Raw genomic sequence first — 23,148 nt, 5'->3', positions numbered from 1 at the left:
TGTTCCCACGAGCTGGTGGGAACATCGTGTTATCAATTGGAGCTATTGCGTTCTTCTAGTGCTAATTGCCAATTTACATACCCTTGCCATTGAACTTCTTGCTGTAAATTTTCTGCACGTAGAGGATGTTCAGCAAGCCAGCGATATGGCAGAGCAATTGTTAAATTTTGACCGTCCGCATTCAGGCGCAATGCTGGTAATGTATCGTCTCGCCTACGGCTCGCAAAAATAATGGCTAAGCGTAATAAACGACACAATGCATAGGTTTGCTGAATTGGGAGTGCGTTTTGTTGACTCAAAGATGAAAGGTCAATTTGACCTTGCTGGTTTTTGAGAAGAACAGCAAGAAAGCGTTTTTGCGCAGGGGTGAAGCCCGGAAGATCAAGATGAGTAATCAAATAACTCGCATGCTCAGGACCTTTACGGAAATCAACACTCAGCCCGATTTCATGTAATGCACAAGCGCTGGATAATAAATCGCGGCAACGGCTATCTAATTCCCACTCTTTGGCAACCTGAAGATAAAAGTGTTCAGCGAGCTGGCGTACTCGACCAGCTTGCTCGATATCAACAAGGAAGCGGCGTTGAATGTTGCGCAGTGTGCGAGCACGAATATCTTGCTCAATAGGCAGTTCAAGCATGCCATATACTAGCCCTTCACGAAGAGCACCACCGGCTAGCGTCATATTCTCGATATTTAGGGCTTTGAAAATAGCGATCAAAATAGATAAACCGCTTGGAAAAACGAGGGCGCGTTCAAAAGTGAGCCCTTCGATTTCAAGCTCTTCCAACTTATGACATTGGATAGCTTTGTGTTTCAGCTGCTGTAATTTCCCGAGGGTGATGAGTTCATCCATTCCTTGGGCAATCATAATTTCCTGAATTGCTTGTACCGTACCTGATGCGCCGACGCAAATTTTCCAACCGTGATTTTTAAGCGCATCTGCGATAGGCGCAACAACGTGTTGAGCCGCCGCTTCTGCTTGAGCAAAATTTTCTTCTGTCAGCGTTCTATCGCTGAAATAACGTTCAAGCCAAGTGACGCAACCCATCTCAAGGCTATAGAGCAACTGTGCTTTGGCGCCTGTGCCGGTGACAAGTTCAGTGCTACCGCCGCCAATATCAACCACTAAGCGTTGTTCTGGTCCCCCAGTCGTGTGGGCGACGCCTTGATAAATCAAGCGAGCTTCTTCTTCTCCTTGGATGACTCTCACGGGATTACCGAGGATTTGGCTAGCTTTTTCAATAAAAACATCGGCATTTTTAGCAAGGCGTAACGTTGCGGTTGCTACAACTCGAATTTGCGAGTTAGGAATATCTTGCAGATGTTCAGAAAAAAGGCGCAGGCATTGCCAGCCTCGCTCCATGGCTTGCTCAGATAAAATATTATTTTTATCTAAGCCAGCAGCCAGACGAACTTTTCGTTTAACCCGAGAAATAATCTGAATGCTACCGGCGGTTTCACGAACAACCAGCATATGAAAGCTGTTGGAACCCAAATCGATAGCAGCATACAGAGAAGAAGATTTCAGCATAGGGTATTTACTCAGCCTGCACGTTTATGGTTATTACGTGGACCATTATGGCGACGCGGTGCATTTGAATTGCGGCGTGGACCACTTGGGCGCGGACGATGGCGGCGTTTCGGTGCCGGTAGGTCGCTCAGGAGTGCATCACTGTTGTATTTACTGACAGGGATGGAGTGCTGAATATATTCTTCAATTGCAGGTAAATTCAGTGCGTATTCTTCACAAGCTAAGCTGATGGAGTTTCCGCTTTCACCTGCACGACCAGTACGTCCGATGCGGTGTACATAGTCTTCACAATCGTCAGGTAAATCATAGTTAAAGACATGAGTTACTGATGGAATGTGTAGTCCGCGAGCGGCAACGTCAGTCGCAACCAAGATATCAATCTGACCTTGGGTGAACTGTTCTAAAATACGCAGGCGTTTTTTCTGTGCGACATCACCTGTGAGTAATCCTACACGGTGACCGTCGGCAGCAAGGTGAGCCCAAATATCATCACAACGATGCTTGGTATTTGCGAAAATAATACAGCGCTCAGGCCACTCTTCTTCAAGCAGCGTTTGCAGCAGACGCATTTTTTCTTCATTGGATGGATAAAACAGTTCTTCTTTAATGCGGTGACCTGTTTTTTGCAGCGGTTCAACTTCGATATATTCTGGACTGTTCATTTGTTCGAATGCTAATTCTCTCACGCGGTAAGAGAGTGTTGCGGAGAACAGTAAATTTAGTCTATCCGTTGCGCTAGGCATGCGACGGAATAACCAACGAATATCTTTAATAAAACCAAGGTCATACATACGGTCCGCTTCATCCAATACAATAACTTGGATAGCCGCTAAATCAACGTGGCCTTGTTTGGCATAATCAATCAGACGACCTGTTGTTCCGATGAGAATATCAACGCCGTCTTGTAATACGCGTAATTGTTCGTCGTAGCCATCACCACCATAGGCTAGACCCATTTTTAAACCGGTGTACTCTGCTAATTCTTTCGCGTCGGAATAAATCTGCACCGCTAATTCGCGAGTAGGAGCCATGATCAGCGCACGTGGCTGATTGGTTTTTTTCCCTTCAATAGCTGGGTGAGTTAAGAGAAAATGAAATGTAGACGTTAGAAATGCTAACGTTTTACCTGTACCTGTTTGCGCTTGCCCCGCAACATCTTTGCCTTCGACAGTATAAGGCAGGGTAGACGCCTGAATAGGCGTGCAAAAGTTGAAGCCTTTTTTGTTAAGTGCTTCAATGACTTTTGGGTGCAATGCGAAGTCGGAAAACTTCTTTTCTGTCAAGTGTGCTTTACTCATAGTATGTTAGAATATCAGTTATCGGTTGGTTTACGAAAGTGTATCTTTTGAAATAAAGCATACTGCCGCCAATTAATGTTACACTATGTCTGTAAAAATGATCCTTTGGAGTACAACATGAGCGACAAAATTAAACATATTACTGATGCGAGTTTTGAATCAGACGTTCTAAATGCAAATTCACCAATTCTGGTAGACTTCTGGGCAGAATGGTGTGGTCCTTGTAAAATGATCGCACCTATTTTGGATGAAGTTGCTGAAGAATATACAGGCAAAGTGACCATCGCAAAACTGAATATTGATAATAATCCAGCAACGGCACCAAAATTTGGTATTCGTGGTATTCCTACACTTCTATTATTCAAAAACGGTAGTGTAGCAGCAACTAAAGTTGGCGCATTATCTAAAACTCAACTGAAAGAATTTCTAGACGAAAATCTGTAAGTTATAGCTTTATATAAGCCAAAACGTTTAGCGGCGCATTTATTTTATATAGAGAGCCGCTAGACGTCCCCATTTAAGCATGATAAGTTATCCGCATTCCTCATAGAGTACCCATAAGATTTACCTTATTTTCCTTTGCTCTTTTCTTAACCGTCTAGCTTACAGTTCTGTTCAGTGACAATTTTAGCGTGACTTATGACTAATCTAAAGTTGATAAATCCATGGTTGTATCACTGTGACTTAAGTCTTGAATAAGGTAAATGGTCTGTATTAGGGATAAGATGTTGTCCTAAAATGTATAAAAAACTATTGCTAATATTGATTACGTTTCTAATAATATGCAGCATATCATCTCGATGATAATAACGCTTTCGTTAGTCACAGCACCTTCACAGCAATATTAGTTGTAGCTAGCACAGATTTTAATGCATTGTTGTTGGTTATGAATCCATATCTATCAACAGGGCACTATAAAGTTAAACTGGCACTTCATAGGTTCACTATACTTCATAGGTTCACTATAAAAGTTGCCTCCAATTTACGTTCATAGTTCGAGAAATACCCCGAGTTAAAGAACCCACCATTATGAATCTTACCGAATTAAAAAATACGCCAGTATCAGAACTGATTACGTTAGGCGAAAACATGGGGCTAGAGAACTTAGCCCGTATGAGAAAGCAGGATATTATTTTCTCGATTTTGAAGCAGCATGCTAAAAGTGGAGAAGATATTTTCGGCGATGGCGTACTGGAAATATTGCAGGATGGATTTGGTTTCCTCCGTTCAGCAGACAGTTCTTACCTCGCAGGTCCTGATGATATCTATGTTTCTCCTAGTCAAATTCGCCGTTTTAACCTACGCACAGGCGATACCATTTCAGGTAAAATCCGTCCCCCGAAAGAAGGTGAACGTTACTTTGCCCTCTTAAAAGTTAACGAAGTTAACTTCGACAAACCTGAAAACGCCCGCAGCAAAATCCTTTTTGAAAACTTAACTCCGTTACATGCTAATAATCGTCTGCGCATGGAACGTGGTAATGGTTCTACTGAAGATTTAACCGCTCGTGTATTAGATTTAGCCGCACCAATCGGTCGTGGACAACGTGGTCTGATCGTTGCACCACCGAAAGCGGGTAAAACAATGTTACTGCAAAATATTGCGGCTAACATTGCTCACAACTATCCTGATTGTGTATTGATGGTTCTGCTGATCGATGAGCGTCCGGAAGAAGTTACCGAGATGCAACGCCTTGTTAAAGGTGAAGTGATTGCTTCAACATTTGATGAGCCAGCTGCACGCCACGTTCAAGTTGCTGAGATGGTTATCGAGAAAGCGAAACGTCTAGTTGAACATAAAAAAGACGTTATCATCTTACTGGATTCCATTACTCGTCTTGCTCGTGCATACAACACCGTTGTGCCTTCATCAGGTAAAGTTCTGACGGGGGGTGTGGACGCAAACGCATTACATCGTCCGAAACGTTTCTTCGGTGCTGCTCGTAACGTTGAGGAAGGCGGTAGTTTAACTATCATCGCAACCGCGCTGGTTGATACTGGCTCGAAAATGGATGAAGTTATCTACGAAGAATTTAAAGGAACAGGTAACATGGAATTACACCTGTCTCGTAAAATTGCTGAAAAACGCGTCTTCCCTGCAATTGATTACAATCGTTCAGGTACACGTAAAGAAGAGCTGCTCACTTCCCAAGATGAGCTGCAAAAAATGTGGATTCTACGCAAGATTATTCACCCAATGGGCGAAATCGATGCGATGGAATTCCTTATCAGCAAATTAGCAATGACAAAAACTAACGAAGAGTTCTTTGACTTCATGAAAAGAGCATAATCGTTAGGATTATAAGTATAGAAATAGGCGCTCTAATAGGGCGCCTATTTTTTTATCCGTATGTTATGAACGCTCATAAAATAATAGTCTTTATTATTTAACAATATGAGCACAAATTACTTTATTCATGAGTAAAATGAAATAATAAACGGATGCTAGATTATTCATAAGAAGATGGTATTTTCTAGATTAATTTTTATACTTAAATTTACTCAATGACTGATATTTACTCGGTTAGATAAAAATTGATGGTAAAAGTCGACTAATCAGGTTGAGATTGTTTTTTATGGCATGCATCTTGCAATGTTAAAGGATAAAATCGTTAAGGTAAGTTTGTAACGCAAAACTATTTACGCCTTATTGTACTTTTCGGCATGTTTTGTGCATATCAAAAAAAGAATGATTCTGTTTTAGTGTACGATTTTTTTGCTCGGATACTATGTTGGCGCGGTACTTTATCACAGCAACCCAGATTGTTAGTGTTTAAAAGTTAGATAGAAATATAAGAGAGTAGAACAGTGGATAGCACACACTTTATGAGTAATCTCTTCTATGTCTTTTTGTTTACCTTAGCTTTTATTTTTGTCGCACGTATTGTGGCAAAAAAAATTGGCTTGGTTGATAAACCGAATTTCAGGAAGAAACACGTAGGATTGGTACCTCTCGTTGGAGGGATCTCTGTTTTCTTTGGCGTTTGCTTCTCGTTTATGATCACGGAAGAATACATTCCCCATAAGTGGTTATATATCGCTTGTGCTGGGCTCTTAGTGTTCGTTGGTGCACTGGATGATAGATTCGACATTAGCGTGAAATTACGCGCTGGCGTTCAGGCTATTGTTGCTGTCGTGATGATGACGGCAGGCGGGCTCTCATTAGAGTCACTGGGGCATGCATTCGGTCCTTGGGAACTGGTGCTTGGACCATTTGGTTACATTGTGACCCTATTTGCTGTTTGGGCTGCAATCAATGCTTTCAACATGGTTGATGGTATTGATGGTCTGTTAGGCGGCCTGTCTTCGGTCTCTTTCGGTGCTTTAGGTTTCTTACTGTATCAAAATGGTAACTACGCGTTAGCGTTTTGGTGTTTTGCGTTTATAGCGGCTATTCTTCCTTATATCCTGCTGAACCTAGGTGTTTTAGGTCGTCGATTTAAAGTGTTCATGGGCGATGCGGGAAGTACTTTGATTGGTTTCACCATTATTTGGATCTTGGTTGCATCGACGCAAGAAGATGTTCATCCAATTAATCCTGTGACTGCATTATGGATTATTGCTATTCCGCTTATGGATATGGTGGCAATTATGTACCGCCGTATTCGTAAAGGGATGAGTCCATTTTCACCGGATCGTCAGCATATTCATCACTTGATTATGCGTTCAGGATTTACCCCGAAAGGGGCATTTGTAATCATCACATTGGCTGCGGCAATACTTGCGTGCATTGGTATTCTTGGCGAACGCATATCATTCATCCCAGAATGGGTAATGTTGGCATTATTTTTGCTTGTATTTATGATGTATGGTTACTGCATCAAACGAGCATGGAAAGTCGCCCGTTTTATCAAACGAATTAGACGTCGTGCGCGTAAGAGTGCGGTCCGGTAAAGACAAACGAACTATAGAGGTTCTGTGCAGTGAATAACTCAGAAACACAACCTAGTCAGCATCAAACTCCGATTGAAGCGGAGTTAGATATTCGTGATTTATGCCGTTCATTATGGCAGGGTAAAATTTGGATCGTCGCATGTGCAGTGATTTTTGCTGCGATTGCACTGGGAGCATCCTATTTTATGCAGCCGAAGTGGAGTACAACGGCTATCACGGATCTACCAACTGTGAACAATCTGGGAAGTTATTATTCTCAGCAACAGTTTCTGCGCAACCTTGATTCTCGCATTAATGTCGTAGGGCAAGAAGGACAGTTACCCACCATTGCGAAAGAAGCTTATGAAGAATTTACCAAACAATTAGGCTCTTACGATACTCGTCGCCAGTTTTGGTTAGGTACTGAGTATTATAAGCAACGTTTGGAAAATGACCCGAAAGCAGATGCTGCCTTGTTGGATGAATTGATCAACAACATTGAGTATACACCGGCAGATGCACTCAAAAACCCAACAGATAGTGTGAAGTTAGTGGCTGAAACAGCGACTGATTCTAATCAGCTATTACGCGAATATATTGAGTTTGCTAATCAACGTGCAACCACCAACCTGAATGATGAGTTGGAAGGGGCTTGGGCAACAAAAACCCAATCTATGAAAGCGTTGGTCAAGCGTGAAGCCATGGTGGCAAATGCAGCGTATGATCGTCGTCTAAACAGCCTTGAGCAAGCACTTAAAGTTGCTGAAAAACAAGGTATCTCTCGTAATCAAACGACTGCGCCAGTAGATGAAATTCCTGACTCAAAAATGTTCATGTTAGGGGTTCCATTACTGCAAGCTCAAATCGAGACTTTAAAAGCAACAGGTCCTGATTTTGATACGGATTATGACCAAAATGTTGCGATGCTAGCGACACTAGATGTTGGTCCAGCTCTTCAAGATAATTTTCACGCGTATCGTTATCTGCGAACTCCTGAAGATCCAATCAAACGCGATAGTCCGCGCAGAGCATTCATTGCGGTTCTGTGGGGTGCAATTGGTGTGTTAGTAGGTGCCGGAGTGGTACTGTCTCGCCGTCGCCCATCGTAATGTCTTACTCGCCACTGACGGAAAGGTCGGTGGCGAGATTGCATCATTAAAACTAAATAAAGCAGTAAACTGCGAAGAAAATATAAGAGAGTCACTGTGAAAGTATTGACTGTATTCGGCACACGACCTGAAGCTATTAAAATGGCTCCATTGGTTCATGCACTTGCTGATGATGCAGATTTTGAAGCGAAAGTGTGTGTTACCGCTCAGCACCGTGAAATGCTAGATCAAGTACTGAACTTATTTGAGATCACTCCCGATTACGATCTCAATATTATGAAACCAGGTCAGGATTTAACCGACATTACTTGCCGTATTTTGGAAGGATTAAAGGCAGTATTTGCAGATTTCCAACCCGATGTTGTCCTTGTTCATGGCGATACTGCAACGACGATGGCAACTAGCCTTGCGGCATTCTATCATCGCATCCCTGTAGGGCATGTTGAGGCTGGACTGCGCACAGGAAACCTCTATTCGCCATGGCCAGAAGAAGGTAACCGTAAAATTGCGGGGCACCTTGCTCAGTACCATTTCGCGCCGACAGAAAACTCGCGCCAAAACTTACTCAACGAATCTATTCCCGATAGCCATATTTCTGTGACTGGCAATACAGTCATTGATGCGCTGTTGTGGGTGAAAGAGAAGGTGATGGGTAACCAAAATATGATGGCCGAATTAGCCGGAAATTACCCATTTATCGACCCAAATAAAAAAATGCTCCTTGTAACGGGTCACCGTCGTGAAAGCTTTGGTGGTGGTTTTGAGCGTATTTGCCATGCCTTAGCGGATATCGCTCAAGCGCATCCTGATGTTCAAGTGGTTTACCCTGTTCACTTGAACCCAAATGTGAGTGAACCAGTAAAACGAATTCTGCATGGCATTGATAATATTATCTTAATTAGTCCTCAGGAATATCTACCGTTCGTCTATTTGATGAACCACGCGTATCTGATTTTAACGGATTCCGGCGGTATTCAAGAAGAGGCGCCATCTTTAGGCAAACCTGTTTTAGTTATGAGAGATACCACCGAACGCCCTGAAGCTGTTGATGCAGGGACAGTTCGTTTAGTGGGTACAGATACACAAACCATTGTAAATGAAGTTAATCGGTTACTGACAGATGAAGCGGAATATCACGAAATGAGCCGCGCACATAACCCTTATGGTGATGGTCATGCTTGTCAGCGTATTCTTGCAGCATTAAAAAGCAATCAGGTGAAATTATGAGTTTTGAAACTATTTCTGTTATCGGCCTTGGTTATATCGGTTTACCAACAGCGGCAGCCTTCGCATCTCGTAAGAAGCAGGTTGTCGGCGTAGATGTTAACCAGCATGCGGTTGACACTATCAATCAAGGTAAAATCCATATTGTGGAACCTGAGCTGGACGTAGTGGTGAAAAAAGCGGTTGAAGAAGGTCACTTAAAAGCCTTCACTAAGCCACAACCTGCAGACGCATTCCTGATTGCCGTTCCGACACCATTCAAAGGTGAACACGAGCCTGATTTGGTGTACGTGAAAGCGGCAGCTGAGTCTATCGCGCCAGTCCTGAAGAAAGGCGACTTAGTGATCCTTGAGTCAACCTCTCCAGTAGGGACTACCGAGCAGATGGCCCAGTGGTTAGCGGATGCACGTCCTGATTTAACTTTCCCTCACCAAGCAGGTGAACAGGCTGATATCGATGTGGCTTACTGCCCAGAGCGTGTACTGCCAGGTCAAGTGATGGTTGAGCTGATCAAAAACGACCGTGTTGTCGGCGGTATGACGCCTAAATCATCTCTGCGAGCGAGCGAGCTGTACAATATCTTCTTAGAAGGTGAGTGTGTAATCACTAACTCAAGAACGGCTGAAATGTGTAAGCTAACGGAAAACAGCTTCCGTGATGTGAATATCGCATTTGCTAACGAATTATCTCTGATTTGCGCAGAACAAGATATCAATGTCTGGGAACTGATCAGCTTAGCGAACCGTCATCCTCGCGTGAACATTCTGCAACCAGGTCCTGGCGTGGGTGGTCACTGCATCGCAGTTGACCCATGGTTTATCGTGGCGCAAAGTCCAAAACAATCTCGTTTAATCCACACTGCGCGTTTAGTTAACGATGGCAAACCAATTTGGGTGGTGGATCAAGTGAAAGCAGCTGTCGCAGACTGCTTAGCGGAAACAGGTAAAAAAGCGAGCGAAATCAAAATCGCCTGCTTTGGTTTGGCATTTAAACCAAATATCGATGACCTGCGTGAAAGCCCTGCAATGCACATCACTAAGATGGTTGCTAATTGGAACCCAGGTAAGACTTTTGCAGTTGAACCGCACATTGATGAGTTACCAACAGCGCTGAAAGGCATTGCTGAACTGGTTTCAATTGAAAAAGCGGTTAGCGAAGCTGATGTGATCCTAATGTTGGTTGACCATAACCTGTTTAAAGGTATCCAAGGTTCTGCTATCCCTCAAAAATGGGTTGTGGATACAAAAGGAGTATGGCGTTGAAACGCATTTTAATTACAGGTGGTGCCGGTTTTATCGGCTCCGCCGTTGTTCGCCACGTGATTGAGAATACACAAGACCATGCCATTGTGGTTGATTGCTTGACTTATGCGGGCAATTTAGAGTCATTAGCGGGAGTTGCTAATAGCGAACGCTATGCCTTTGAACAAGTAAACATTTGTGACCGCACAGCACTGGATAAAGTGTTTGCTGAGCACAAACCAGATGTGGTGATGCACTTAGCCGCAGAAAGCCATGTTGACCGTTCTATTGATGGTCCTGCGGCATTCATCGAAACTAACATTGTGGGTACTTATACACTGTTAGAAGCAGCACGCCATTATTGGTCTGCACTTGAAGAGAGCCAAAAAGCGGCTTTTCGTTTCCACCACATTTCAACTGATGAAGTGTATGGGGATTTGGACGGGCCAGAAGGTTTCTTCACAGAAACAACACCTTATGCGCCAAGTAGCCCATATTCAGCGTCAAAAGCATCGAGCGACCATTTAGTCCGAGCATGGCAAAGAACATATGGCTTACCCACCATGATCACTAACTGCTCGAACAACTATGGTCCGTATCACTTCCCAGAGAAGTTGATCCCATTGATTATTTTGAACGCGATTTCTGGTAAGCCACTCCCAGTGTATGGCAAGGGCGAACAAATTCGCGACTGGCTGTTTGTGGAAGATCATGCTCGAGCACTGCATTTAGTTGCCACTCAAGCGCAACCGGGCTCAACGTACAATATTGGTGGGCACAACGAACGCCGTAATATCCAAGTTGTTGAAACAATTTGTGAATTACTCGAAGAGTTGCATCCGCAGAAACCTCAAGGTGTGACGCATTACCGTGATTTAATTACGTATGTGAAAGACCGCCCTGGTCACGATATGCGTTATGCCATTGACGCCGATAAAATCCAGCGTGAATTAGGCTGGACACCTGAAGAAACGTTTGAATCTGGTATCCGTAAAACGGTACTGTGGTATTTAAACAACGAAACATGGTGGCGTCGTGTGCAAGATGGCTCCTATGCAGGCGAGCGTCTGGGCTTAGGTAGCTAGGAGGAAGCATGAAAGGTATTATTCTGGCTGGTGGTTCGGGAACGCGTCTACATCCGATTACACGCGGTATCTCAAAACAGCTGCTGCCTATCTATGATAAGCCAATGATTTATTATCCGCTGTCGGTATTAATGCTGGCAGGGATCCGTGAAATTTTGGTCATTTCGACGCCCGATGATTTGCCGATGTTCCAGCGTTTATTGGGTGATGGTCATGAATTTGGTATTGAACTGAGTTATGCAGAGCAGCCATCTCCAGATGGGCTCGCGCAAGCATTCATCATTGGTGAAGAGTTTATCAATGGGGATTCCTGTTGTTTAGTGCTTGGCGATAACATTTTCTTTGGTCATTCATTTAGCCCTAAATTAATGTCAGTTGCTGCGCGTCAAAAAGGTGCGACGGTCTTTGGTTACCAAGTGATGGATCCAGAACGTTTTGGTGTCGTGGAATTCGATGACAACTTTAAAGCGTTGTCTATTGAAGAAAAGCCAAAGCAGCCAAAATCTAATTGGGCGGTGACGGGTTTATATTTCTATGATAATCAAGTGGTTGATTTTGCTAAACAAGTAAAACCTTCTGAACGTGGTGAATTAGAAATTACGTCTATCAACCAAATGTATTTGGAACGTGGTGAACTCAGCGTTGAGCTACTCGGTCGTGGGTTTGCTTGGTTAGATACGGGTACCCATGACAGCTTGATTGAAGCAGGAACATTTGTTCAAACTGTGGAAAAACGCCAAGGTTTCAAAGTGGCTTGTTTAGAAGAGATTGCATGGCGCAATGGCTGGTTATCTGATGACCAAGTTAAAGACGCCGCCGCTCGCCTGAATAAAACAGGTTATGGCAAATACTTAGAGGACTTACTTCGTGTCCGTCCGCGCCAATATTGATCCCTTAGATTGGGAATCTGATTTTTTTAAACGTTCTACGGCGAAACTGAATTTCGCCGCAACAGATGCGCAAATTATCTTAGCTTATCAACTGGATAAGTTTGAAATTGTGCAAGCGAAAGTTGCGGCATCTGAGACTGCGAGAATTGATAATCTTGCCAGTATGGGATTCAGTTTTGTTGAAGGTGAAATCGATTTTGCGTTAACGGTTGGCACAGAAAATGCTTATCTAAACACAGCGTTATCAGAGACGGATAATGTGGTTGTCGCACAAACAGGGGATATTGTTTTTCTGCGCGACACCGCGGCAGCTGTGTTTAGTAACAGCCGCTTTCGTACGCCTTGGTATCGAGAAGGGGATAGCGGTCGGTTTTATGCATTATGGATAGAAAAAGCGGTTCTTGGGACATTTGACCACACCTGTTTACTCCTTAGAGATCAAGCAGGTGATATTTTAGGTTTCGTTAGCCTACGTAGTCTTGATGCTGATACAGCGCGAATTGGGTTGTTAGCGGCAATACCAAATGCAACAGGGCGCGGTATCGGTCGGAAATTAATGTCAGCGGCTTATCAATGGTGTGTGCAACACCAAAAAAGACAGTTAAATGTTGCCACGCAAATGAGTAATGTTGCGGCGTTAAATCTTTATTCACGCAGCGGTGCGGCGATTGCCAGCACAGCATATTGGTTATACAGGGGACAACATGATTCCATTTAATAAACCACCCGTTGTAGGCACTGAAGTTGAGTATATGAAGCAGGCTATGGCAAGTGGCAAACTGTGCGGTGATGGTGGTTTCACTAAACGTTGTGAAGAGTGGATGGAGAAACGTTTTAACTGTCCGAAAGTCCAGTTAACGCCGTCTTGCACCGCTTCATTAGAAATGGCCGCGATCCTGATTGATATTAAGCCGGGCGATGAAGTCATCATGCCGAGCTTTACCTTCGTATCGACCTCTAACGCATTCGTGTTACGTGGCGCTAAAATTGTGTTCGTGGATATTCGTCCAGATACCATGAATATCGATGAAACCAAAATTGAAGCTGCAATTACTGATCGTACACGTGCAATTGTTCCTGTTCACTACGCAGGCGTGGCTTGTGAAATGGACACCATCATGGCGATTGCGAAAAAACACAACTTATTTGTGATTGAAGATGCTGCGCAAGGTGTGATGTCGACTTACAAAGGCAAAGCATTGGGAACCATCGGTCACATTGGTTGCTACAGCTTCCATGAAACCAAAAACTACTCTTCAGGTGGTGAAGGTGGAGCAACGTTAATCAATGATAAAGCGTTGATTAACCGTGCAGAAGTGATCCGCGAAAAAGGTACTAACCGTAGCCAATTCTTCCGTGGTCAAGTTGACAAATATACATGGCGTGACATCGGTTCAAGTTATCTGCTTTCCGACTTACAAGCGGCTTATTTATGGGCTCAGTTAGAAGAAGCAGACAAAATTAATGAACGTCGTTTATTACTGTGGGATCGCTATTATCAAGCGTTACAACCTCTGGTTACTGCGGGTCGTTTAGTATTAGCAACTGTACCAGACGGTTTGAAACATAACGCGCATATGTTCTATATCAAACTGAAAAATGTGGAAGAGCGTACAGCGTTTAATGACTATATGAAATCTCACGGTATTTTAACTGTTTTCCATTACGTGCCACTGCACACCAGCCCAGCTGGAATGGAGTTTGGTTATTTCCACGGTGAAGATAAATACACCACGGTTGAAAGTGACCGTTTAGTGCGTCTGCCGATGTTCTACAACATGACAGATGACGAGCAGCAAGTGGTCATTGAGCGAATTAAAGCGTTCTTTGCCTAATGTCATTAGCTAAAGCATCGGTTTGGACTGCTGGGTCTACCCTGATTAAAATCGGGGTGGGCCTGTTGATCGTGAAATTATTTGCAGTCTCATTTGGCCCTAGCGGTGTTGGGCTGGCGGGAAATTTTCGTCAATTAATTACCGTGCTAGGTGTTTTATCTGGCGCAGGGATCTTCAATGGCGTCACAAAATATGTGGCAGAGCACCATCAAGATCCTCAAAAATTACGAGCCGTGCTGGGAACGTCTTCAACGATTATTCTTGGGTTCTCGACGTTACTGGCCATTGTCTTTTTGTTATGCAGCGCGCCTATTAGTGCCGCGTTATTTGATACTGAGCAATATAGCTCAGTGATCCGTATGGTCGCCTTAATTCAGATGGGTATCGCATATGCGAACTATTTTTTGGCGATTTTAAAGGGTTACCGAGATGCAGCTGGGAATGCGACGGCCATCATTTTTGGTAGCATAATCGGTGTAGTCGCCTATTATTTATGCTATCTCATGGGAGGGTATGACGGTGCGTTGGCGGGGCTTGCATTGGTTCCCGCATTGGTGGTGTTGCCCGCCGCAGGTCTGATTATACGACGTAAGCAATTTGCGTTGTCATCCTTAAAGCCTGCATGGGACAAAGCGATAGCCACCAATCTCGGTAAGTTCACCATCATGGCAATGTTAACGGCAATCACACTGCCTGTTGCCTATATCATGATGCGAAACTTATTGGCACAAACCTATAGTTGGGATGAAGTTGGATTATGGACGGGTGTGACAACCATTTCGGACGCTTATCTACAATTCATCACCGCAACGTTTTCAGTGTATTTATTGCCAACGTTGTCGCGTTTACAGCATAAAAATGAAATTTCTGCCGAAATTATTAAGGCGCTGAAGTTTGTTTTACCTGCGGTCGCTGCCGTGAGCTTTACGGTATGGTTACTGCGTGATTTTGCGATTTGGTTGCTATTTTCAAAAGAGTTTACAGGGATGAGAGACCTGTTTGCTTGGCAGCTGGTCGGCGATGTATTGAAAGTGGGTGCTTACGTTTTTGGTTATTTAGTCATCGCGAAAGCGGCATTGCGCTTTTATGTTCTCACGGAAGTTAGCCAATTTGTTCTGTTAACAGGTTTTGCCCATTGGTTTATTCCTGAACATGGCGCAGTCGGGGCAACACAAGCCTATATGGCAACGTATATCGTATATTTTACTCTCTGTTGTTGCGTATTTTTGATCTACCGTAGGCGAGCATGACAACCTTAATACATGTACTGGGATCTGACCTCCCGCATCATAATCAGACGGTTTTAACGTTTTTTAATGACGTTATTTGCCAAGAAATGGCACCATCTCAAAAGCCGCATTTTATGGTGGTGAGCCAAGATGCGCAGCTAGCTGCTGCCTATCCAAAGCTCGAAATTGAAGTTTTTGACAGCAAAAAATCGATTGCCGATAGTGTTATTCGTCGCGCTAAAGCAGAGCGCCGCACGCGCTTTTTCTTCCATGGGCAATTTAATGCGCCAATCTGGTTAGCGCTGCTCTTTGGTAAGATAAAATCCCATCAATTTTGGTGGCATATTTGGGGAGCAGACTTATATGAAGAGTCTAGTTCACTGAAATTTAAGCTATTTTATATTTTACGTCGCTTGGCGCAAAAGAAAGTAGGGCATGTGTGTGCCACTCGGGGAGACCTGTCTTATTTTCATCAGTCGAATCCGAATGTGCAATCGTCGGTGCTCTATTTCCCAACACGTATGGACCCTGCGTTGACATTAAGTGAACGAGAGCCTCGTGAGAGCGAGCAATTAACGATATTGCTTGGTAACTCGGGGGATCGTTCTAATCGTCATGTGGAAGCACTGGGTGCGATTAAACAGCAGTTTGGTGATAACGTTAAGGTGATAGTGCCAATGGGCTACCCTGCCAATAACCAAAACTATATTGCGGAAGTCGAACAAGCAGCACAAAGTGAATTCCCTCAGGGGCAGGTGGATATTCTTAAAGAACGTATGGCGTTCGATGATTACCTGAATTTGCTGAAAACCTGCGACCTTGGCTACTTTATTTTTAATCGCCAACAAGGGGTTGGAACGGTTTGTTTGCTTATCCAGTTCTCTATTCCTTTCGTCATTAGCCGTCAAAATACCTTCTGGCAAGATTTAACGGCACAGAATGTCCCGGTCTTTTTCTATGGTGACAAGCTCACACTACCGTTAGTGGATGAAGCTCAGCGTCAAATGAAGACCCTTAATAAGCAAGATATTGAATTCTTTGCACCTAACTTTACTGATGGCTGGAAACAGATCCTCAGCATTGCGGAGGCGAAAGTATGACATTGCTTGAATTGGGGGGATTATCACTGATCTACCTGATCTCCATTATTTTTATTGGCACACTGATGTACAAAGAGTTTCTTCGTGTGCGCTTTAATTTTAATATTTTCTTTACTTTGTTGTATTTATTGACATTTTATTTCGGCTTTCCTCTGACATGTGCATTGGTTTTCCAGTTTGATGTGGCGATAGTTCCCGCAGATTACCTGATGTATGCCATGCTAGCGTCAACAAGCTTCTATGCTATTTACTATGTGACGTACAAAACCCGCTTAACGAAGCGCGTTGATGTTCAGCGTCGTGCGGTATTTAGCATGAATAAAGTGGAAACCAACTTAACTTGCTTATTGTTAATCGCAGTTGCTGTGGTAACCGTGGGCATTTTCTTCATGGACAATGGCTTCTTACTGTTTAAGTTGAAGTCTTATAGTCAGATATTCTCGAGTCAGGTATCCGGCGTGGCGTTGAAGCGTTTCTTCTATTTCTTTATCCCCGCCATGCTGATTGTTTACTTCCTGAAGCCAACGCAAAAACGCTGGATTTTCTTCCTCGTCAGTACCGTGTCATTTGGTTTTTTAACCTATGTGATCGTCGGTGGAACGCGCGCGAATATTATTTTGGCTTTTGCGCTGTTTTTATTTATTGGGATTGTTCGCGGTTGGATTACACTTTGGATGCTGGCAGCAGCGGGTGTGGCGAGTATTGTTGGAATGTTCTGGTTAGCTCTCAAGCGTTACGGTCTTGATGTGAGCGGTGCGGAGGCATTTTACACTTTCTTGTATCTAACCCGCGATACGTTCTCTCCGTGGGAAAACCTCGGGTTACTGCTCAGTTACTATGACCAAATGGATTTCCAAGGCTTAGCGCCGATTATCCGTGATTTCTATGTGTTTATTCCATCATGGGTATGGCCAGAACGTCCAGATACCGTATTAAATTCGGCTAACTATTTTACTTGGGAAGTGCTCAATAACCATTCAGGGTTAGCCATTTCTCCGACTTTAATTGGCTCGCTGGTGGTGATGGGCGGTGTCCTGTTTATCCCATTAGGTGCTATCGTAGTTGGTTTGATTATTAAATGGTTTGACTGGATTTATGGTTTGAGTTTGAAAGAATCTAACCGCTATAAAGCCGCTATCATGCAGGCATTTTGTTTCGGTGCCATCTTCAATATGATCGTCCTAGCCCGTGAAGGAGTTGATTCCTTTGTCTCGCGCGTGGTCTTTTTCTGTTTAGTCTTCGGACTATGTTTAGTGTTAGCAAAATTACTGTACTGGTTATTTGAAAGTGCCGGTCTTATTCGTATTAAAGCCACTTCCTATTTCAAAAGTGGCCAACGGGAAAGCCGTTAAAAGGAGCATCATGGAACAGTCGTCAATTCCTCAATATAGCATCAGAGGTCATAACATTTGGGGCTTTAAAAATATGTCCCATTTCTTGGACTATCTATTTGCTGACGGTAAGACTAAAACCGGCACACTTGTCGCTATCAACGCAGAAAAAGTGATGATTGCTGAGCAAGATACTGCACTGAATACTTTGTTGGGGCAGGCAGAATATCTTTATGCTGATGGGATTAGCATTGTGCGTGCGATTCGCCGTAAATATCCCAAAGCAGACGTTTCCCGCGTGGCAGGGGCTGACTTATGGGAAGGCTTGATGGAACGCGCAGGAAAAGAAGGCACGCCAGTGTTTTTGGTGGGGGGAAAGCCTGAAATTCTTGAACAAACTAAAGCGAAGTTACGTGCGCAATGGAATGTGAATATTGCCGGTTCTCAAGATGGTTACTTCACAGCGGAAGATCGCAATGCGCTCTTTGAACGTATTCATGCGAGTGGCGCAAAAATTGTCACGGTAGCGATGGGCTCTCCTAAGCAAGAAATATTTATGCGTGATTGCCGTGTAGTCCATCCAGATGCACTGTATATGGGTGTTGGTGGCACTTATGATGTGTTCACTGGACACGTTAAGCGTGCACCAAAAGTCTGGCAAAACTTAGGATTAGAATGGCTGTATCGCTTGCTTTCGCAGCCAACTCGAATCAAACGACAGTTTAAGTTGTTGAAGTTTTTAGGCTACTATTACGGTGGTAAGCTTTAAGCCTCTTTTTAACTGAATAAACCCGCGCAATGCGGGTTTATTTATATCAATGATGCTTTATTCTGTCTTCAAATATACCTACAATTTTTCAAAAATAGATGCAACCTAAGGGATCTCACGGTATCTTGGGGGATTGTATTTTTTATCTTATTTTCGATAACAAGCCGCGATTACTAAAAAGTTTATTGCAATTAAAGCTGCGAATATCGAATGATTATTATCGACAGGGGAAATTATGGATAAGCCACAGCAAGGTCTTCAGCGAGGGCTAGAAGCCCGTCATATTGAGCTGATTGCTTTGGGCGGAACAATTGGGGTTGGGCTATTTATGGGCTCAGCGAGTACGTTGAAGTGGGCCGGTCCGTCAGTGTTATTAGCCTATATCATTGCGGGATTGTTTGTCTTTTTCATCATGCGTTCCATGGGAGAAATGTTATTTCTTGAGCCCGTCACGGGGTCATTTGCGTCATTTGGTTATAAGTATTTAAGCCCATTCTGGGGGTGCTTAACGGCTTGGGGCTACTGGTTTATGTGGGTGGCTGTTGGCATTTCAGAAATTACAGCCATAGGGGAGTATGCTAAATATTGGTTCCCTGACGTCCCCCAATGGATATTTGCGATGATTGCGGTTGCCTTAGTGGCACTGGCAAACCTCGCGGCAGTGAGATTATATGGTGAATTAGAGTTTTGGTTTGCGATGATCAAAGTCACCACGATTGTCGTGATGATTTTGATTGGTTTGGGGCTGATTTTCTTTGGGATTGGCAATAACTTTGAGCCGATTGGGCTTGCCAACTTAACAGAGCATGGCGGTTTCTTTGCGGGGGGCTGGAAAGGTTTCCTGTTTGCGCTGTGTATTGTGGTGGCGTCTTACCAAGGTGTTGAGTTAGTTGGGATCACCGCGGGCGAAGCAAAAAATCCACAAGTAACGTTGAAAAAAGCCATCAATAATATTTTGTGGCGAATTTTAATTTTCTATGTCGGGGCAATTTTTATTGTTGTGACCTTATTCCCGTGGACAGAAGTTGGGCAACAAGGTAGCCCGTTTGTCATGACTTTCGCTAAAGTGGGTATTATTTCTGCGGCTGCGGTGATTAACTTTGTTGTTCTGACGGCAGCATTATCTGGTTGTAATAGCGGAATGTATAGCGGCGGGCGCATGCTGTATGCACTGGCGCAAAATAAACAGTTACCTAGCTCACTATTAAAACTGACGAAAAATGGCGTTCCAGCGCGCTGTGTAGGTTTTACTATCTTATGCTTAGTGGCAGGTTCAAGTTTGAATTACATCATTCCAAACCCAGAACAAGTCTTCGTGTATGTGTATAGCGCCAGTGTCTTACCCGGAATGGTGCCTTGGTTAGTTATCTTAACCAGCCAGCTACGTTTTCGTAAGCAGAACCAGCAACATATGGCTGGGCATACGTTTAAATCGATTCTATTTCCATGGGTGAACTATGCGACGTTATTATTTTTAGCCTGCGTTCTGGTCGGAATGGCAATTAATCCTGAGACTCGGTTGTCACTGATTGTCGGCGCTATCTTTTTATTGACCGTTTCTGGGTTATATTTTGTGATCCGTTGCTTTAGGCGCAATGAAAAAAGCCCATCGTAAAAATATTTTGTGAGTAAAAAACATCAAAATAAGCGAGGAAGAGGGAAAAAATGCTCTCTTTCTCGACGAAATGGATAAAAGGCAAGCAATCGATAATTTTATTGAAAAAAGGACTAGACAGCAGGGGGATAAATCCGTACTATCCTCTCCCGCAACGGCGTTAAGCGCCCGTAGCTCAGCTGGATAGAGCGCTGCCCTCCGGAGGCAGAGGTCTCAGGTTCGAATCCTGTCGGGCGCACCATCAAAAGGTGACAAGCTACGGTGGCAAAACAAGGTTGTATGTAGTAGTATAACAACGCTTTGAAATAAGTGAAGTTATGGTGGCTATAGCTCAGTTGGTAGAGCCCTGGATTGTGATTCCAGTTGTCGTGGGTTCGAGTCCCATTAGCCACCCCATTTTTTTTGTGATATTGCGAGGGTGGCGGAATTGGTAGACGCGCTAGCTTCAGGTGTTAGTGTCCTATGGACGTGGGGGTTCAAGTCCCCCCTTTCGCACCACGAAAAAAATGATGTCGAGTTACTGCCTTAAGCAGTTAAATTTCGGCGAGTAGCGCAGCTTGGTAGCGCAACTGGTTTGGGACCAGTGGGTCGGAGGTTCGAATCCTCTCTCGCCGACCAATTTAAAGAACCCCGCTCAATCGAGTGGGGTTTTTGCTTTTCTGTCACTCGTAAAAATCCTCATTCCAATTTCTTGTTCACTCCCTCCTTTTTTCTTTTTCATTGAGTATTTCATTATCTTTATTTCGGGGATTCGTTGAGGGTCATCGAATAATAATGATTCGTATCTAATGATATTTGTAATGCTATGTTTTTAAGGGATAAAAAAGGTTGTCTCAGATCTGATACAAACCCCTATTTTCATGTCGTCAAAAAGAGACATTTTACTGTTTGATTTATATAGAGAAAGTGATAGTGATGATAAGCTGTCTCTAAATTGAGACAAAATAGCTGAATCGAACAGAAGATGATTTGGTATGAAATGAGTATGAAAGAATCACAAAGAGTAAGAGATAAAAATCTCGTTTAAAATAGCACAGATACGGGAAGTGAAAAGAAAGAATGCAGGAGTGAGAAAAGTTGGCACGTATTCTGCATTATCTATTATGTAGATGCTCATCCCACTTATTATGACAGCCTAGCTTCATAAACCCAGGGATGACGCAAAGCCGATTATCGGTGCCTATTGTCCAATTTAGATGATCAAGAGCTAATCCTCTTACCATCAGCGAACGGGCGAAACGTTGAGTGAGGCACCATCCGTCTGTAGACCTGATTGTATTTACACCTGCTTCGGCAGGTGTTTTTTTTGGTATTAATCTGCGTTTTTATTTTCTTTCCTAACCTGATTAGCATTAGGAAAGAAAAGTCATTATCGTACTTACGCTTTTTTCTCTTTGCTTAACCACTTGCTGATCCAGCGAGTTACATATGTGTAGGCAATAATAATAAAGGTAATAATAAAGATATCTTTATTCAGATCGGCGGTATTGAATCCAATGATCGAAATAAAAATAAATGGAGATAAAATCAGAAGTAGCAGGTCAAAAAAGATCTGTAAACGATTTTGACTCGCTACAATCCAACGCCAGAGAGTTTTCACTACATTCATATCTTTATCCTAAAACCATTCAAAACGAAAATGTATACGACCATTTATACACTATGTGTCTCTTTTATAACATAGCAATATGCGGTTTACCTCGATTGCCTAAAAATGACGCCTAGAACGATTATCTTTTAAAGATGACTCGATTTTAATCACAAAAAAACGCCTCGGATTAGGAGGCGTTTTTAAATAGGTATGCGTAGAAATTTAAGACTATGTTCGCTCTTGTTTCAGAGAGTGCGTTAGCGCTTCTTGGCGAATCTTCGCCGCTTCATGCGGTTTATGTAGCTTATCATAAGCGTCCGCTAACCAAGCTGCATCATAGGCATCGAAACGCTGTGCTAATGCAGCTTTAAAGTAGGTTTCTGCTTTTTCCCATTGGGCATGCTGTAGTGCAAGGATGCCCAATGTACTATTTAGTAATGGCGTTGCGCCAGACTGTTTTACAAGGCTTAGTAACGTTTTCTCAATAGCTTCTGGCTGATCACTGTGTAATTTTGGGATCAGGAGGAGTAAACGCTCATCATATTGCTGTTTTAATCCCTCAATAATCATTTTCTCTGCGCTACGGGCATCCCCACACTCGATTAAATGTTCAGCGAGGAATGATTGTAGAGGGACTTCATGGCGGACTTTACGAGGCTGGTTTTTCCACCACGTTTTTAGCCCATCACTTCCACCTTCAGCCATGCACTGGTTCATTAGCCCTTTGTAAGCTTTGAGTTTTAGGGCTTCAAGCTCATCTTCGCTATGTAATTGAACTTTCGCCATGATTGGCAGCAGCTCGATTAATGCTTGGTATGCGCCAGTACCTAGGTAAGCTTGTTCTGCTAGGCGTAAAATTTCAGGGTGGCGTGGTGCTTGGTCGAGTAATTTATCGATTCCATTACGCGCAGCATGAATTTCACCTTCTGCTAGCTGAATTCGAACGCGGCTAATATTGACAGGGAGTTGGTCTTTTCCTGCGGCTTCGGCGGCTCTGTCTAAATATTGATGAGTACGGTAGCTATCACCACGTTGTTGCGCTGCTTCTGCTGCCATCAAGTAGTTAATGACGGGTTGCTGCGAGAAATCAGCATGTTTACTCATCAACTTCTCAACTTGTTCTAAATCCCCTTCCGCTAATTTGAGCAAGGCTTTCTGGGTTTGGGTATGGGCTTTGTGGTATTTGTGACCCGTAAACCAACCCTTTGTCCGTGAGGTGGTACTCATAAAACGGCGGTAACACCAGCCTAAGAATAACAATACAAATTGCAGCAAGATAAAGCACAACACAAGGCTAGTGACGCTGGTCGTAATATCGTAGCTATCGGTACGAATAAACACATAACCTTGGTGCCCAGCGAGCAGGGGACCCAAAATAATGCCAGCAATCAAAACGATAAACAGAACAAAGACTTTAATCATGA

General features: G+C 43.5%; 19 protein-coding genes and 4 tRNA genes. 19 read left to right on the top strand and 4 right to left on the bottom strand.

The window, feature by feature from the left end:
• Positions 1–32 precede the first annotated feature (32 nt).
• Positions 33–1,535 (bottom strand): guanosine-5'-triphosphate,3'-diphosphate diphosphatase, encoded by a 1,503-nt coding sequence (gppA, locus tag PROVALCAL_RS05850; RefSeq protein ID WP_006658213.1) that lies wholly within the window; start codon positions 1,533–1,535, stop codon positions 33–35.
• An 11-nt stretch (positions 1,536–1,546) separates the two neighbouring features.
• On the bottom strand, positions 1,547–2,833 hold the full coding sequence (gene rhlB / locus PROVALCAL_RS05845) for an ATP-dependent RNA helicase RhlB (protein WP_006658212.1): 1,287 nt from the start codon (positions 2,831–2,833) through the stop codon (positions 1,547–1,549).
• Positions 2,834–2,950: 117 nt separating this feature from the next.
• Here rhlB and trxA point away from each other — a divergent pair, with 117 nt between their 5' ends.
• The 19 genes from trxA to PROVALCAL_RS05750 all read left to right on the top strand — a co-directional run bounded on the left by trxA (position 2,951) and on the right by PROVALCAL_RS05750 (position 20,751).
• Positions 2,951–3,277 carry a thioredoxin TrxA gene (gene trxA, locus PROVALCAL_RS05840; RefSeq protein WP_006662353.1) on the top strand — a complete coding sequence of 109 codons (327 nt, stop codon included), beginning with the start codon at positions 2,951–2,953 and terminating at the stop codon, positions 3,275–3,277.
• A 585-nt stretch (positions 3,278–3,862) separates the two neighbouring features.
• On the top strand, positions 3,863–5,122 hold the full coding sequence (rho, locus tag PROVALCAL_RS05835; protein ID WP_004915469.1) for a transcription termination factor Rho: 1,260 nt from the start codon (positions 3,863–3,865) through the stop codon (positions 5,120–5,122).
• 536 nt (positions 5,123–5,658) lie between these two features.
• The gene (wecA, locus tag PROVALCAL_RS05830) at positions 5,659–6,726 is read left to right on the top strand and encodes a UDP-N-acetylglucosamine--undecaprenyl-phosphate N-acetylglucosaminephosphotransferase (protein WP_006658210.1); all 1,068 of its coding nucleotides are present in this window, start codon (positions 5,659–5,661) and stop codon (positions 6,724–6,726) included.
• Positions 6,727–6,755: 29 nt separating this feature from the next.
• Complete coding sequence (gene wzzE / locus PROVALCAL_RS05825; RefSeq protein ID WP_006658209.1) at positions 6,756–7,814, top strand: ECA polysaccharide chain length modulation protein; 1,059 nt, start codon at positions 6,756–6,758, stop codon at positions 7,812–7,814.
• Between the two features lie 96 nt (positions 7,815–7,910).
• Entirely contained in the window at positions 7,911–9,041 is a 1,131-nt protein-coding gene (gene wecB, locus PROVALCAL_RS05820) for a non-hydrolyzing UDP-N-acetylglucosamine 2-epimerase (RefSeq protein ID WP_006658208.1), read from the top strand.
• Positions 9,038–10,300 carry a UDP-N-acetyl-D-mannosamine dehydrogenase gene (gene wecC / locus PROVALCAL_RS05815; protein WP_006658207.1) on the top strand — a complete coding sequence of 421 codons (1,263 nt, stop codon included), beginning with the start codon at positions 9,038–9,040 and terminating at the stop codon, positions 10,298–10,300. Before wecB ends, wecC begins: the two co-directional genes overlap by 4 nt.
• Positions 10,291–11,364, top strand: a complete 1,074-nt coding sequence (gene rffG, locus PROVALCAL_RS05810) for a dTDP-glucose 4,6-dehydratase (RefSeq protein WP_006658206.1) — start codon at positions 10,291–10,293, stop codon at positions 11,362–11,364. Before wecC ends, rffG begins: the two co-directional genes overlap by 10 nt.
• Before the next feature lie 8 nt (positions 11,365–11,372).
• On the top strand, positions 11,373–12,254 hold the full coding sequence (gene rfbA, locus PROVALCAL_RS05805; RefSeq protein WP_006658205.1) for a glucose-1-phosphate thymidylyltransferase RfbA: 882 nt from the start codon (positions 11,373–11,375) through the stop codon (positions 12,252–12,254).
• A complete protein-coding gene (gene rffC, locus PROVALCAL_RS05800) occupies positions 12,232–12,972 on the top strand; it encodes a dTDP-4-amino-4,6-dideoxy-D-galactose acyltransferase (RefSeq protein WP_006658204.1) in 741 nt (246 codons plus the stop codon). Before rfbA ends, rffC begins: the two co-directional genes overlap by 23 nt.
• Entirely contained in the window at positions 12,959–14,089 is a 1,131-nt protein-coding gene (gene rffA, locus PROVALCAL_RS05795; protein WP_006658203.1) for a dTDP-4-amino-4,6-dideoxygalactose transaminase, read from the top strand. Before rffC ends, rffA begins: the two co-directional genes overlap by 14 nt.
• Positions 14,089–15,339, top strand: a complete 1,251-nt coding sequence (gene wzxE, locus PROVALCAL_RS05790; protein WP_006658202.1) for a lipid III flippase WzxE — start codon at positions 14,089–14,091, stop codon at positions 15,337–15,339. The genes rffA and wzxE overlap by 1 nt, the downstream gene beginning before the upstream one ends.
• Positions 15,336–16,418, top strand: a complete 1,083-nt coding sequence (locus PROVALCAL_RS05785; protein ID WP_006658201.1) for a TDP-N-acetylfucosamine:lipid II N-acetylfucosaminyltransferase — start codon at positions 15,336–15,338, stop codon at positions 16,416–16,418. Before wzxE ends, PROVALCAL_RS05785 begins: the two co-directional genes overlap by 4 nt.
• The gene (wzyE, locus tag PROVALCAL_RS05780; protein ID WP_006658200.1) at positions 16,415–17,770 is read left to right on the top strand and encodes an ECA oligosaccharide polymerase; all 1,356 of its coding nucleotides are present in this window, start codon (positions 16,415–16,417) and stop codon (positions 17,768–17,770) included. Before PROVALCAL_RS05785 ends, wzyE begins: the two co-directional genes overlap by 4 nt.
• Before the next feature lie 10 nt (positions 17,771–17,780).
• Entirely contained in the window at positions 17,781–18,518 is a 738-nt protein-coding gene (wecG, locus tag PROVALCAL_RS05775; protein WP_006658199.1) for a lipopolysaccharide N-acetylmannosaminouronosyltransferase, read from the top strand.
• A 235-nt stretch (positions 18,519–18,753) separates the two neighbouring features.
• Positions 18,754–20,133, top strand: a complete 1,380-nt coding sequence (thrP, locus tag PROVALCAL_RS05770) for a bifunctional threonine/serine APC transporter ThrP (protein WP_006658198.1) — start codon at positions 18,754–18,756, stop codon at positions 20,131–20,133.
• A 164-nt stretch (positions 20,134–20,297) separates the two neighbouring features.
• Positions 20,298–20,374 (top strand) — tRNA-Arg (locus PROVALCAL_RS05765).
• Between the two features lie 79 nt (positions 20,375–20,453).
• Positions 20,454–20,529 (top strand) — tRNA-His (locus PROVALCAL_RS05760).
• A 16-nt stretch (positions 20,530–20,545) separates the two neighbouring features.
• Positions 20,546–20,631 (top strand) — tRNA-Leu (locus tag PROVALCAL_RS05755).
• Between the two features lie 43 nt (positions 20,632–20,674).
• Positions 20,675–20,751 (top strand) — tRNA-Pro (locus PROVALCAL_RS05750).
• Positions 20,752–21,511: 760 nt separating this feature from the next.
• Here the strand turns inward: PROVALCAL_RS05750 and PROVALCAL_RS05745 are convergent.
• Both PROVALCAL_RS05745 and hemY read right to left on the bottom strand, forming a co-directional pair.
• Positions 21,512–21,742, bottom strand: coding sequence for a DUF4014 domain-containing protein (locus PROVALCAL_RS05745; protein ID WP_006658197.1), 231 nt, complete (start codon positions 21,740–21,742; stop codon positions 21,512–21,514).
• A 210-nt stretch (positions 21,743–21,952) separates the two neighbouring features.
• Positions 21,953–23,146, bottom strand: a complete 1,194-nt coding sequence (gene hemY, locus PROVALCAL_RS05740; protein ID WP_006658196.1) for a protoheme IX biogenesis protein HemY — start codon at positions 23,144–23,146, stop codon at positions 21,953–21,955.
• Positions 23,147–23,148 lie beyond the last annotated feature (2 nt).

Origin of the sequence: Providencia alcalifaciens DSM 30120 (assembly GCF_000173415.1) — a bacterium.
GTDB lineage: Bacteria > Pseudomonadota > Gammaproteobacteria > Enterobacterales > Enterobacteriaceae > Providencia > Providencia alcalifaciens.
This window is presented reverse-complemented; position numbering and strand designations above follow the sequence as displayed.

Bases quoted from the DNA above. Each gene is read 5' to 3' on its own strand.
- rffG (WP_006658206.1), top strand. From the start codon at position 10,291: ATGGCGTTGAAACGCATTTTAATTACAGGTGGTGCCGGTTTTATCGGC.
- rho (WP_004915469.1), top strand. From the start codon at position 3,863: ATGAATCTTACCGAATTAAAAAATACGCCAGTATCAGAACTGATTACG.
- gppA (WP_006658213.1), bottom strand. From the start codon at position 1,535: ATGCTGAAATCTTCTTCTCTGTATGCTGCTATCGATTTGGGTTCCAAC.
- rffA (WP_006658203.1), top strand. From the start codon at position 12,959: ATGATTCCATTTAATAAACCACCCGTTGTAGGCACTGAAGTTGAGTAT.
- wzxE (WP_006658202.1), top strand. From the start codon at position 14,089: ATGTCATTAGCTAAAGCATCGGTTTGGACTGCTGGGTCTACCCTGATT.
- hemY (WP_006658196.1), bottom strand. From the start codon at position 23,146: ATGATTAAAGTCTTTGTTCTGTTTATCGTTTTGATTGCTGGCATTATT.
- trxA (WP_006662353.1), top strand. From the start codon at position 2,951: ATGAGCGACAAAATTAAACATATTACTGATGCGAGTTTTGAATCAGAC.
- PROVALCAL_RS05785 (WP_006658201.1), top strand. From the start codon at position 15,336: ATGACAACCTTAATACATGTACTGGGATCTGACCTCCCGCATCATAAT.
- wecG (WP_006658199.1), top strand. From the start codon at position 17,781: ATGGAACAGTCGTCAATTCCTCAATATAGCATCAGAGGTCATAACATT.
- wzyE (WP_006658200.1), top strand. From the start codon at position 16,415: ATGACATTGCTTGAATTGGGGGGATTATCACTGATCTACCTGATCTCC.
- PROVALCAL_RS05745 (WP_006658197.1), bottom strand. From the start codon at position 21,742: ATGAATGTAGTGAAAACTCTCTGGCGTTGGATTGTAGCGAGTCAAAAT.
- rfbA (WP_006658205.1), top strand. From the start codon at position 11,373: ATGAAAGGTATTATTCTGGCTGGTGGTTCGGGAACGCGTCTACATCCG.
- wecA (WP_006658210.1), top strand. From the start codon at position 5,659: ATGAGTAATCTCTTCTATGTCTTTTTGTTTACCTTAGCTTTTATTTTT.
- rhlB (WP_006658212.1), bottom strand. From the start codon at position 2,833: ATGAGTAAAGCACACTTGACAGAAAAGAAGTTTTCCGACTTCGCATTG.
- wecC (WP_006658207.1), top strand. From the start codon at position 9,038: ATGAGTTTTGAAACTATTTCTGTTATCGGCCTTGGTTATATCGGTTTA.
- thrP (WP_006658198.1), top strand. From the start codon at position 18,754: ATGGATAAGCCACAGCAAGGTCTTCAGCGAGGGCTAGAAGCCCGTCAT.